Raw genomic sequence first — 11,748 nt, forward strand, 5'->3', positions numbered from 1 at the left:
CGCGCGCGCATTGCAGAGACCGGTCTTGGAAGCGTCTGCTTGCGCGCCGCGTTAACCTGCAGTGCGAGCACCATGCTTGCGCGCGTTGCCTGAAACGCCACCGCTCTGGAGCCTGTCATGCACGACACTGCACTCGCCGGCCGCCGCATTCTCGTCGTCGAGGACGATTACTTGCTGGCCGAAGCGCTCAACGACTTGTTGGTGGAAGCCGGCGTCAAGGTGGTGGGACCGGTCGGCAATGTGCCCGACGCGCTCTCGCTGGTGGCGTCGGGTCAGGCCATCGATGGCGCCTTGCTGGATGTCAACGTGCGCGGCCAGGCGGTGTTTCCGGTCGCCGATGCATTGATGAAGCGCGGCGTGCCGTTTTCCTTCTGCTCCGGCTACGACCGCTATACGCTGCCGCAGCGCTTTGCGCATCTGTCGTACTGCATGAAGCCCTATAACCCGCGCACGATCGCCAGCTTGCTCAGCCACCAGAGCGAGACGGTCAATCACTGATCGGCGCAGGCGGGCTGGCCGTTATCGCCCGGTTCCACGCCGGGCTGCTGCAGGGCGCGCTCTTGCTCGCCGAGCTGATTGAGCAGTTCGACAGCGGCCTGATGCGCCGTGCGCAGCGTTTCCAGCGGCTTTGACCTCTCGTTGCGCAACGCATACAACGCAAAGCCCATCACGTTGAGACGGTTGCGCAACTGGTGCAGCAACTCGCGCCGCTGCCCACGCGGTGCGTCGCTCACTCCGCATCCTTGTCGCTGAGCCGGTTATGCAAGGTGCGCACGCTGATGCCCAGTTCGCGCGCGGCGGCCTTTTTGTTGAAGCGCGTACGCGCCAGTGCCGATTCGATCATCGCGTCTTCGGCCTGGCGCATGGTCCAGCCGGCAGGAATGAGCAAGCCGTCCTGGTCGGCCTGCGGCACGGTCTGCTCCACATCCGGAGCGCTCAACAGATCGCCATCGGAGCGCAGATACAGATAGTGGATGAACGAGCGCAGCTCGCGCACATTGCCCGGCCAGGCATGGTAGGCCAGGTAGCGCAGCAACGATTTGGTCGGCAACTTGCGCTTGCCGTATTTGGCGTTGAGCTCGTCGATCGCGCGCAAGCCCAGCAGGCGCGCGTCGCCGCGGCGCTCGCGCAGCGGCGGCACCTGGATCGGGTATTCGTTGAGACGGTAAAACAGGTCTTCGCGCAGCACCGCCTGCTCGCGCTGCACGTGCTGGTGGGTGGCTGCCACCACGCGCGCATCCAGTGCGATTTCCTCGTTGCCGCCCACGCGCATGAAGCTGCGCGATTCGATCGCCCGCAGCAGATACACCTGCAGCCGCTTGGGCATCTCGCCGATTTCATCCAGGAACAGCGTGCCGTCTGCGGCCTGCTCCAGGAACCCGGCATGCCGACGGTCGGCGCCGGTGAAGCTGCCGCGCTCGTGGCCGAACAACTGGCTGGCCAGCAGCTCCTCCGGAATGGCCCCGCAATTGACCGGTACGAAGCGTCCGCGGCGACCGGACACACGGTGGATGGCGCGCGCCACCAGATCCTTGCCGGTGCCGGTTTCGCCGGTCACCAGTACGTTCAGATCGGTCGGCGCCACGCGCACGATGTCCTTGCGCAGCATGACGATGCTGTCGCTGTTGCCGACGATGCCCAGGTTGCCCTGTTGCGCTTCGCGCAGTCCCCCGAGCACCCGTTCCAGGCGTTCGGGCGCGAACGGCTTGGTCAGGAATTCGCTGACCCCGAACTGCTGGGCGCGGCCCTGGGTTTCGCGCGCGTAATCGCCCGACACCACAACGATCTGCGGGGTGTGGTCCGGGTCGAGCCGTTCGATCAGATCGAAACCGCTGCCGTCTGGCAGGCCAACATCCACTACCAACAGGTCGGGAAAGTTGATGTCCAGCCAGCGGCTGGCTTCGCCAAGGGTGTGAATGCCCTTGGCATGGAAGCCGCTATCGGTGGCAAGTTCAACCACCTGATCGCAGAACTCCACGTCGTCGTCGATGATGGCGCAGGAAAGACGGTCCATGAGCGCTTCTGTCCGCAATGACTGATACATGTTCAGTTGAGAATTGTGAGGGCCGCGCGAAATGCGCTGACACACCACATCGGAAATTGCCTTTTGCTGTCACGCTCTGTGAATGATGCGTCGCCCTTCCCCCAGTCGAGCCCGCCCTGAGGGTGGTGGGCGAAGTACGCATGGAAGCGCTCGATCGCGCCAGTGCCAAGCGTCACGCTCTGGGTAGAGCCGCCGCGTCGAGAATGCCGAAACGCCAAGGAGTGCAAGGTTTGCCGCGGCAGCGCCAGTCCAACGACGGGTGCCGTCTTGATCGAGCGCTGGCTGAGCTCGCTTGCGTGCCTGTATCGGAGCCAGGATATCAGCCGGGGCTGACGTAAGCCGACGCCACCATGGCGCCGCATGAACCTCAGGAACCGCATCGGGTCTGCTGGGTTACCCACAGCCTACGCACCGCTTGTGGAGGCAGCGTGCACAACGCGCTCACGCATTCCTTCCGGGGTGCGGCGAACACTCGCCCGATCCAGCGAGCGAGGTGTCCCATGCACGCAGTCTCGGCGCCCGTGCAGGCCGATGTGCAAACCGAATTGGACTACTGGCGTGGCGAACACCGCCGAGGCCAGCTTGGCTATTACGCATTCCATGGCATTCCCGAAGGCACGATCCGGGCAGTCTGCGCGGCATACAACGCGCGCCCGCACTTGACCGATGCGGAAGCGATCAAGGCCGTGCGCGATGCGCTGCGCCTTACCCCCGGCTCGATGAATGCCGTGCTCGCCGATTGGCTGGCGCCGCGTTGCCTGCGTCACTTACGCCAAGGATGATGCGCCCACCGGTTGGGCTCGCTTGATTGGTGCGTTGCACGCCTGCCGTGATCGCAGCGGGGTTCTAAGGGGGAGGCAAGGTGTCTCACGGTGCGCCAGGTCAATCTTTTCCGCGCGTGGTGGGCGCAGGCTTGTTGTTGGCAATACGCGCCGGCACGCGGTGGTCTTGCGCTGCCACGTCCCGCTGCTCGCGCGCCGGGCAGGCGCCAGCTGCACCTGACCGGCCGGCATCCCGTCCCGTGGCCCCTGTGCCGGCACTACCGTACCCGACCAGGCGTTAGGAGAAACCTGTGGAAGCGCTGCTGCTGTCCCGTATCCAGTTCGCCTTCGTCATTTCGTTCCATGTGTTGTTTCCGGCCTTCACTATTGGCCTGGCGAACCTGCTCGGTTTTCTGGAATGGCGGTGGCTGCGCACGCACGACGAGACCTGGAAGCGGCTGTACTTTTTCTGGTTGCGCATTTTTGCGGTGTCGTTCGGCATGGGTGTGGTCAGCGGCATCGTCATGGCCTTCCAGTTCGGCGCCAACTGGCCCGAGCTGAGCCGCATTGCCGGTAGTGTGATCGGCCCGTTGCTGAGCTATGAGGTGCTTACTGCGTTCTTCCTGGAAGCCAGCTTCCTGGGGGTGATGCTGTTCGGCTGGGGCCGGGTGTCCGAACGCCTGCATTTCTTCGCCACCTGCATGGTGGCGATCGGCACGCTGGTGTCCACGTTCTGGATCTTGTCGTCCAACAGCTGGCTGCACACCCCGCGTGGCTACACGATGGTCAACGGCATCGTGCAACCGGTCAGCTGGCTGCAGATCATCTTCAACCCGTCGTTTCCGTATCGCCTGGCCCATATGGCGCTGGGTTCGTTCATCACCACCTGCTTCGTGGTTGGCGGCGTCGGCGCTTACTACCTGCGCAAAGGGCTGCATGTGGATGCCGGCGCCCGCATGTTGCGCTTGTCGGTGGCATTTGCCGCCATCGTGCTACCGATCCAGATACTGGTGGGCGACCAGCACGGGCTCAACACGCTGGAACATCAGCCGCTCAAAGTCGCCGCGATGGAGGCGCACTGGCACAGCGAAGGCCATGGCGCCGGCGTGCCCTTGGTGGTGTTTGCGCTGCCCAATGCAGAGGCCGAGCGCAACGACTATGAGGTGGCCATCCCGCGCCTGGGTAGCCTGATCCTGACCCACAGCGCAGACGGCGACATTACGCCGCTGACGTCGGTGCCGCCCGATCAACGGCCGCCGGTGGCGCCGGTATTCTTCGCCTTCCGCATCATGGTGGGTCTGGGGATGACGATGTTGTTGCTGGCGTGGATCTCGGCCATTGCATGGTGGCGTGGCCGCCTGCATGCCAGGCCGCTGATCCTGGCATGGAACCTCATGCTGCCGGCGGGATTCGTGGCGCTGGTGGCCGGCTGGTTCGTCACCGAGATCGGGCGCCAGCCGTGGGTGGTGTACGGGCTGCTGCGTACTGCCGACGCGGTGGGCCCGCAATCGACTGCAACAGTGGCGGTATCGCTGCTGGTGTATTTGCTGGGCTACGCATTCGTGTTCGGCTTCGGCATCTTTTATCTGACCAAGCTGGTACGCGCCGGGCCGCAACCCAGCCGCGACGGGCCGGATGTGGCCGGTGGCGACCACACGCCGGCACGCCCGCTGTCTGCAGCAGAGACGTCACTGGAACAGGAGAACACGCCATGGAACTGAGTTACTGGTTGCCGGTGGTGTGGTTTGGCGTGATCGGTTTCGGCGTGCTGATGTACGTGGTGCTGGACGGCTTCGTGCTCGGGCTGGGCATGCTGGCGCCGTTCGCGCGCGACGAACAGGAAGTGGACCTGATGATGAACACCGCCGCGCCCATCTGGGACGGCAACGAAACCTGGCTGGTGCTTGGCGGCGCCGGTCTGTTCGCTGCGTTTCCCACGGCGTATGCGGTGATCCTGTCCGGCCTGTACCTACCGGTGCTGTTGATGGTGATGGCGCTGGTGTTTCGTGGGGTGGCGTTCGAATTCCGTTTCAAGGCACAGCGCTCGCGGCGGCTTTGGACCTTGTCGTTCATTGCCGGCTCGATCCTGACCGCGTTCGCGCAAGGCATCATCCTCGGCGCGCTGGTGGAAGGCATGCCGCTTACCAATGGGCGCTATACCGGCGGCGTGTTCGGCTGGTTCAGCCCGTTCACCATCCTCACCGGTGCTGCGCTGGTATTCGGTTATGCACTGCTTGGCAGCACCTGGTTGATCCTCAAGACCGATGGGCGCACCCACACCTTGGCGCGGCAGCTGACCAAGCCGCTGGTGGGCGTGGTGGTGACCTTCGTCGTGCTGGTCAGCGCGTGGCTGCCGTTCCTGAGCTCGCATGTGATGGCGCGTTGGTTCGAGCACGGCAATTTCTGGTGGCTGTCGCCGATTCCGCTGATGACCGCAGGCATAGCGCTTGCGCTATGGCGCAGCAGCGACAGCCCGCGCAGCGATGCATGGCCCTTCCTGTTGACCCTGGCGATCTTCGTGTTGGGCTTCATTGGCCTGGTGTTGGGCATGTGGCCGTATCTGGTGCCGCCGAGTTACACCATCTGGCAGGCGGCCTCGCCGCCCTCTTCGCAGATCTTCCCGATGGTGGGCCTGGTGGTACTGCTGCCGCTGGTGCTCGGCTATACGGCGTGGTCGTACCGTGTGTTCCGCGGCAAGATCGCCGCCGATGTGGGCTATCACCATCATCACTAGGCGATAGTGCGGCGCGCATGCGATATGCAGTGCGTTGAGACACATGCATCCAGGCAAACGAACAGCGCCCGCGTGGCGGGCGCTCCAGCGATGCTGGCGGCTTGCTTCAGCGTTTTTCCGATCCGTCCGGCCGTTCGTAGTCGTGTTCGGGATCGGCCTTGTTGACGTCAGGATTATCGTCGGGCATGTCGTGCACCTTCCATTCGACATCCTCGTTGCGACGCTCCTGCGGCGTAAACGGCTTTTTCTGGTCGTCTTCCGGGCCCCAAGGCTTTTTCGGTTCGTTGCCCATGCTCATCTCCTGCGTGGTCGTCATCACCCAACGCTAGGCGCGCAGGCATTGCGGGGTGGTGAACGAAGCCCGGTGGTTGCGTGAAGTGCGTATCTGGCGATTCACTCTCACAGTGGAGCGCGCAGGCCCGGCTTCGCACGCCTCGCCGCCCCGCAAACGGCTCAAGCCGCTTCACCCGCCAGTCTGCGAATGCGGCGCCTCGACCGGCTTGGACTGCGGCGAATCCTTCTGCCGCAACCAGATGGTCAGGACCACCAGCGAAAACACCGCCAGGAACTCGCTCTGCCAGTTCTGCATCGATTCGAACCAGAACGATGCGCTGGTGAAATGCTCCAACACCGTGATCGGTGGCAAGCCCTTCTGCGCACGTTCCGTCACCTCCAGCCGCCAACTGCCGACCAGGTGCAGCGCAAAGCTCATCAGGAATAGCGCCGCGAACGCGATTGCCAGAGAGTGGTCGTACAGCCGTCTCCATACCCCGCCGGCACGTACCGGCCAGGGCGTGGGCCCGGATTTGATCTCAACGGTTTCTTCCGTGGGATCGAGCGGGCGCGATTCGGCAGAGCCCACCTGACGCAACTTCACGGTGAGCAGCACGTACATCCCCATCTGCAGGAATTCGCTCTCCCAGTTTTCGAACAATGCAGACATGAAATGCGGGCTGTGCAGATACGCAGACAGCAGCAGCGTCGGCTGCCCCTGCTCGCGCAAGTCATCATTGTACGCGTGCAATCCGGCATAGACCTGGCAACCGATGAAGAAGATAGTCAACGCAAGCAGACACAACGACAGCCCATTACGACGCAAGAACATGGATGACCTCCTGGCGATGCGCGCAGTATCGAGCGTCCTCGGCAAAACCGCATGAAGTTTGCGTGCAGCCGCGCTGTTCTGCATGCCACCGTATTGCCGGTGTACTGCCTGCCGCGCACAGGGCGCGATCGGCAACACACGCCATGCGCACATCGTTTAGCCCGGATATTTACGTTTGCGTCACCACACTGGCGTGCAACCAACAAAGTCACTGCCAGGAGACCACGATGCCCGTACCCAACTATCCACGCCCGCCCTTCAAGCCACAGCAGCAGAGCTTTCCCGGCCGCACCGAGAAGATGGATCCGCGCCCGGACCATGGCGAAGACAGCTACGTAGGCCACGGCCAGTTGAAAGGCAAGCGTGCACTGATTACCGGTGGCGACAGCGGCATCGGCGCTGCGGTTGCCATTGCCTATGCACGCGAAGGCGCGGATGTGGCGATTGCCTTTCTTCCCGATGAGCAGGAAGACGCCGCGCGCATTGGCGCCTTGATCGAAAAGGCCGGCGTCAAGGCGCTGCTGGTGAGATGCGACATCAGCGACCCGAGCCAGGCAGCGGCCTTGGTCGACAAAGTCAACAGCACCCTGGGCGGCCTGGATATTCTGGTCAATAACGCCGGTTACCAGAAGTACTTCGAGACCTTCGAGGACATCACCCTGGACGAATGGCGCAAGACCTTCGACACCAACGTGCATGCGGCCTTCAATCTGGTACGCCTGTCGGTGCCGCTCATGACCGACGGCGGCTCCATCATCAACACCGCCTCGGTGCAGTCGAAGAAACCTACGCCCAACATTCTGCCCTACGCCGCGACCAAGGGCGCGCTGGCCAACCTCACCATCGGCCTGGCCGGTGTGCTGGCGGAGAAGAACATCCGCGTCAACGCGGTACTGCCGGGCCCGATCTGGACACCCTTCATTCCCTCCGGCATGGACGAAGAATCGGTGGAAAACTTCGGCGGGCAGACCCCCATGGGGCGCCCGGGTCAGCCGGTCGAGCTGGCATCGGCGTATGTCATGCTGGCGGCCGACACGGCCAGTTACACCTCGGGCACCTTGCTGACCATCTCTGGCGGCGCGGTCACGCTGTAACGCTGTCGCATTGTTGCCGGGCCCGCGTCGCTGATCGAGCGACGCGGGCTTTTTATTGGGCCACTTCTTTTGTGGATTCTCGGCGCACATTAGCGCACGCCACGTCGCGCTCGCTTGCCGTGCAGTCACTCGGGCGCATTGCGACAGCGCGCAAAACGCACAGCCGAGGTGAGCTTCCGGTCAACGTTGCGCTCGCGTGGCACACACCCCTTCCTGCGGTTGCGCTCACGGTCGGCCTCCTACCGTAGATGACGTTGGAACGTGATGCACGACCCCTCTTCGAAACAGTGCTGCCCGCCACGCCTACGTGGCGCAGGTGCAAACCCACTGCTGGCGCGACGACATCACCCCACGCGCATCGACGCATACGACGTGATGCATCCGCGCCATCGGCAGGCCAGCGCAGTAGCGCCCCTATAAGGCAGACGACAATGAGAATTCTGGTCACCGGCGGCACCGGCTATATCGGCTCGCACACCTGCGTGGAACTGGCGCAGCGTGGGCACGAAGTGTGCATTGTCGATAATTTGAGCAACTCCTCCGAACGCGTGCTCGATCATCTGCAGCATCTGATGGGGTTTCGCCCGGAGTTTCATCGCATGGATGTGCGTGCGCCCGAGCTTGCCGATTTACTGATCGGCAAGCGCATCGACGCCGTCCTGCATTTTGCCGCGCTCAAGGCCGTTGGCGAATCGGTGCGCGAGCCGCTGCTGTACTTCAACAACAATGTCACCGGCACGCTGGCGCTGCTGCGCGCGATGCGGACTGCCAAGGTGTGCAACCTGGTATTCAGTTCTTCGGCCACCGTGTATGGCGACGCCAACCGCAGCCCGATCGACGAAAGCGCGCCACTGAAGGCGATCAACCCCTACGGGCGCACCAAGCTGATGATGGAAGAAATGATCGGCGACCTCAGCGCCGCCTGGCCGGATTTCAACGCGGCGTTGCTGCGCTACTTCAACCCGGTGGGTGCGCACCCGAGCGGATATCTGGGCGAAGACCCGCGAGGAGTACCGAACAACCTGATGCCCTACATCGCACAGGTGGCAGTGGGGCGTCGCGAGGCACTGCAGGTTTTCGGCGACGACTATCCGACCGACGACGGCACCGGCGTGCGCGACTATCTGCATGTGATGGATCTGGCGCGCGCACATGTGGACGCCATCGATTACCTGCAGCGTCAGCGCAAGGGCTTGGTGGTCAATCTGGGCACCGGGCGTGGCTACAGCGTGCGCGAGGTGGCGGCCGCGTTCGCGCGCGCCAGTGGCAGGCGCATTCCGCTGAGCATCGCGCCGCGTCGCGATGGCGATGTGGCGGTGTACTTCGCCAGCACCGCGCTGGCCAACCGGCTGCTGGGCTGGACCGCGGAATACGACCTGGACCGCATGTGTCGCGACACCTGGCGTTGGCAGTCGATGTATCCGGATGGCTATGCCAGTTCGCGTTTGCCGCGCCCGCGCACCGCGGCGGCCGTGCCAGAGCGCGAAGGTGCGCGCGAGCTGCCGGCACCAGCGCCCCGGCTATCGCCCGGCCCGGACACGCGCCGTCGCAGCGAGCCGGTAAGCACGCTCGTGGTCGCCACTGGCTTTTCCCGCGTGTAATGCGCAACGACCCGTTTCTTTCCTACGAGGGCATTCCATGAGTTGGGCTGGTCAGTTCCAATACGCGATCGGCAAGACCCGCCGCGCGGTTCCATCCGACAGTACGCCGCGGTTCGATCCCGCGCGGCCCACGCTGTTGTGTCTGTCGCATCTGCGCTGGAGTTTTGTCTATCAGCGCCCGCAGCACCTGATGTCGCGCTTTGCACGCGATGCCAATGTGCTGTTCTGGGAAGAGCCCATCGCCTGCGATGCAGCCGAGCCCTGGTTGGAGGTGCGTGGCGAAGAGCACGGCGTGCACGTCTTGGTGCCGCGCCTGCCCGCCGGGTGTGAGGGCGAGGATGCCGTGCAGGTGCAACGCCGCTTGCTGGATGGCTACCTGGCCGAGCTGGGCGTACGCGACTTGTTGCTGTGGTACTACACGCCGATGAGCCAGAGCTTCAGTGCGCATCTGCCTGCGCGCATGGTCATCTACGACTGCATGGACGAGCTGTCGGCCTTTCGTGGTGCGCCGCCGGAGCTGGTGCAACGCGAGCGTGCACTGCTGCAGCGCGCCGATGTGGTCTTCACCGGCGGTTACAGCATTTGGGAGGCTAAACGCGCGTTGCACGCCAACGCGCACGCATTCCCGAGCAGCGTGGACGTGGCGCATTTTGCCGCCGCGCGCTTGCCGCAGCAGGAGCCTGACGACCAGGCCGGCATCGCGCACCCGCGGCTGGGCTTCTACGGTGTCATCGACGAGCGATTCGATGTCCAGCTGCTACGCGCGATCGCGACGCAGCGGCCGCACTGGCAATTGGTGATGATTGGCCCGGTGGTCAAGATCGCCCCCTCCGAGCTGCCGCAGGCCGCCAACATCCACTATTTGGGTGGCAAGACTTACGACGAACTGCCTGCTTATCTTTCCGGGTGGGAGGTGGCGTTGATGCCGTTTGCGATGAATGCCTCCACGCGCTTCATCAGCCCGACCAAGACGCCCGAATACCTCGCTGGCGGCTGCCCGGTGGTGTCCACGCCTATCCACGATGTGGTGCGCACCTATGGCGACACCGGCGTGGTGCGCATTGCCGCGACCGCCGATGCGTTCGTGGCTGCCTGCGAAGCGGCACTGCAGGACAGTGCCGATCGCGCACAGTTGCTCGACCGCGCCGATGGCGTGCTGGGCGATATGTCCTGGGACCACACCTACGATTTGATGAAGGAGACGCTTTCTTGGACCCAATGACCCCGCCAGCCGCGGCGCCGCTTGCCGCCCGTCGCACGCGCGGCAACGCGCGGCGCGGTTTCGATTACCTCATCGTCGGCGCCGGGTTTGCCGGCAGCGTGTTGGCCGAACGGTTGGCCGCCGGCCTCGGCAAGCGTGTGCTGGTGGTCGACCGTCGCCCGCATATCGGCGGCAATGCCTACGATTTCCATGACGATGCCGGCGTGCTGATCCATCGTTATGGTCCGCACATCTTCCATACCAATGCGCAGCGCATCGTGGATTACCTCTCCAGCTTCACCCAGTGGCGTCCGTATGCGCACCGCGTGCTTGCGCAAGTTGGCGAGCAGCAGGTGCCGATCCCGATCAACATGACCACGTTGAACCGGCTGTACGGCCTGAAACTGGCCACCGAAGGACAGGCCGCAGCGTTCCTGGCCAGCCGCGCCGAACCGGTGGCGGACATCCAGACCAGCGAAGATGTGGTGATCAATCAGGTGGGCCGCGAGCTCTACCAAACCTTCTTCCGCGGTTATACGCGCAAGCAGTGGGGGCTGGATCCCTCGCAGCTGGACAAGTCGGTGACCTCGCGCGTGCCGACCCGCACCAACGACGACGACCGCTACTTCACCGACACCTTCCAGCAGATGCCGCTGCACGGCTATACGCGCATGTTCGAGCGCATGCTCGATCACCCCAACATCAAGGTGATGCTCAATACCGACTACCGCGAGATCTGCGACGAGCTGGAGTACGACCAGCTGGTATACAGCGGGCCGGTGGACGAATATTTCGACTACTGCTACGGCAAGCTGCCGTACCGCTCGCTCAGGTTCGAACACAGCACGCTGGACCAGGAGCACTTCCAGGCGGTGGCCACGGTCAATTATCCGGACGAAGCGGTGGCCTACACGCGTATTACCGAATACAAGCACCTCACCGGCCAGCAACATCCGAGTACCAGCATCACCCGCGAGTATCCTTCGGCCGAGGGCGACCCGTATTATCCGATTCCACGCGCGGAGAATGCCGAGTTGTATCGGCGTTACGAACGCCTGGCGGCCGAGACGCCCAAGGTCACCTTCCTTGGCCGGCTGGGCACCTACAAGTACTACAACATGGATCAGGTGGTCGGCCAGGCACTGGCCTTGTACAAGCGCATCGAAGACGCCGAACAGCGTAGCGCCGAGCTGGCGGTCTGACAACGC

General features: G+C 63.7%; 12 protein-coding genes. 8 read left to right on the forward strand and 4 right to left on the reverse strand.

Going from position 1 to position 11,748, the window contains the following annotated elements:
• Positions 1–117 precede the first annotated feature (117 nt).
• Positions 118–498, forward strand: a complete 381-nt coding sequence (locus F7R02_RS02470) for a response regulator (protein ID WP_003490033.1) — start codon at positions 118–120, stop codon at positions 496–498.
• Here F7R02_RS02470 and F7R02_RS02475 read toward each other — a convergent pair.
• Together F7R02_RS02475 and F7R02_RS02480 are read right to left on the reverse strand one after the other, a co-directional pair.
• Complete coding sequence (locus F7R02_RS02475; protein WP_003490034.1) at positions 492–734, reverse strand: hypothetical protein; 243 nt, start codon at positions 732–734, stop codon at positions 492–494. The genes F7R02_RS02470 and F7R02_RS02475 overlap by 7 nt on opposite strands.
• A complete protein-coding gene (locus F7R02_RS02480) occupies positions 731–2,014 on the reverse strand; it encodes a sigma-54-dependent transcriptional regulator (RefSeq protein ID WP_005921984.1) in 1,284 nt (427 codons plus the stop codon). The genes F7R02_RS02475 and F7R02_RS02480 overlap by 4 nt, the downstream gene beginning before the upstream one ends.
• Positions 2,015–2,544: 530 nt before the next feature.
• Between F7R02_RS02480 and F7R02_RS02490 the strand changes: the two genes are divergently transcribed.
• The 3 genes from F7R02_RS02490 (at position 2,545) to cydB (ending at position 5,539) form a co-directional block, all read left to right on the forward strand.
• A complete protein-coding gene (locus F7R02_RS02490; RefSeq protein ID WP_078590372.1) occupies positions 2,545–2,826 on the forward strand; it encodes a hypothetical protein in 282 nt (93 codons plus the stop codon).
• Positions 2,827–3,116: 290 nt separating this feature from the next.
• Positions 3,117–4,526, forward strand: a complete 1,410-nt coding sequence (locus F7R02_RS02495; protein WP_078517473.1) for a cytochrome ubiquinol oxidase subunit I — start codon at positions 3,117–3,119, stop codon at positions 4,524–4,526.
• The gene (gene cydB, locus F7R02_RS02500; RefSeq protein WP_078590373.1) at positions 4,517–5,539 is read left to right on the forward strand and encodes a cytochrome d ubiquinol oxidase subunit II; all 1,023 of its coding nucleotides are present in this window, start codon (positions 4,517–4,519) and stop codon (positions 5,537–5,539) included. Before F7R02_RS02495 ends, cydB begins: the two co-directional genes overlap by 10 nt.
• 106 nt (positions 5,540–5,645) lie before the next feature.
• On the opposite strand, the gene F7R02_RS02505 is transcribed toward cydB, so the two are convergent.
• Both F7R02_RS02505 and F7R02_RS02510 read right to left on the reverse strand, forming a co-directional pair.
• Positions 5,646–5,855 carry a hypothetical protein gene (locus F7R02_RS02505; RefSeq protein WP_172397263.1) on the reverse strand — a complete coding sequence of 70 codons (210 nt, stop codon included), beginning with the start codon at positions 5,853–5,855 and terminating at the stop codon, positions 5,646–5,648.
• Between the two features lie 147 nt (positions 5,856–6,002).
• Positions 6,003–6,644 (reverse strand): DUF6766 family protein, encoded by a 642-nt coding sequence (locus F7R02_RS02510; RefSeq protein WP_078590374.1) that lies wholly within the window; start codon positions 6,642–6,644, stop codon positions 6,003–6,005.
• A 227-nt stretch (positions 6,645–6,871) separates the two neighbouring features.
• Here F7R02_RS02510 and F7R02_RS02515 point away from each other — a divergent pair, with 227 nt between their 5' ends.
• The 4 genes from F7R02_RS02515 to glf all read left to right on the forward strand — a co-directional run bounded on the left by F7R02_RS02515 (position 6,872) and on the right by glf (position 11,742).
• Positions 6,872–7,738 (forward strand): SDR family oxidoreductase, encoded by an 867-nt coding sequence (locus tag F7R02_RS02515; RefSeq protein ID WP_078590375.1) that lies wholly within the window; start codon positions 6,872–6,874, stop codon positions 7,736–7,738.
• 431 nt (positions 7,739–8,169) lie between these two features.
• Positions 8,170–9,339, forward strand: coding sequence for a UDP-glucose 4-epimerase GalE (gene galE, locus F7R02_RS02520; protein ID WP_078590376.1), 1,170 nt, complete (start codon positions 8,170–8,172; stop codon positions 9,337–9,339).
• Between the two features lie 37 nt (positions 9,340–9,376).
• Positions 9,377–10,561 carry a glycosyltransferase family 1 protein gene (locus F7R02_RS02525; protein WP_005934272.1) on the forward strand — a complete coding sequence of 395 codons (1,185 nt, stop codon included), beginning with the start codon at positions 9,377–9,379 and terminating at the stop codon, positions 10,559–10,561.
• The gene (gene glf, locus F7R02_RS02530) at positions 10,558–11,742 is read left to right on the forward strand and encodes a UDP-galactopyranose mutase (RefSeq protein WP_078590377.1); all 1,185 of its coding nucleotides are present in this window, start codon (positions 10,558–10,560) and stop codon (positions 11,740–11,742) included. Before F7R02_RS02525 ends, glf begins: the two co-directional genes overlap by 4 nt.
• The last annotated feature ends 6 nt before the right edge of the window (positions 11,743–11,748 follow it).

Source organism: Xanthomonas cissicola, from assembly GCF_008801575.1.
Taxonomy (GTDB): Bacteria; Pseudomonadota; Gammaproteobacteria; order Xanthomonadales; family Xanthomonadaceae; genus Xanthomonas; species Xanthomonas cissicola.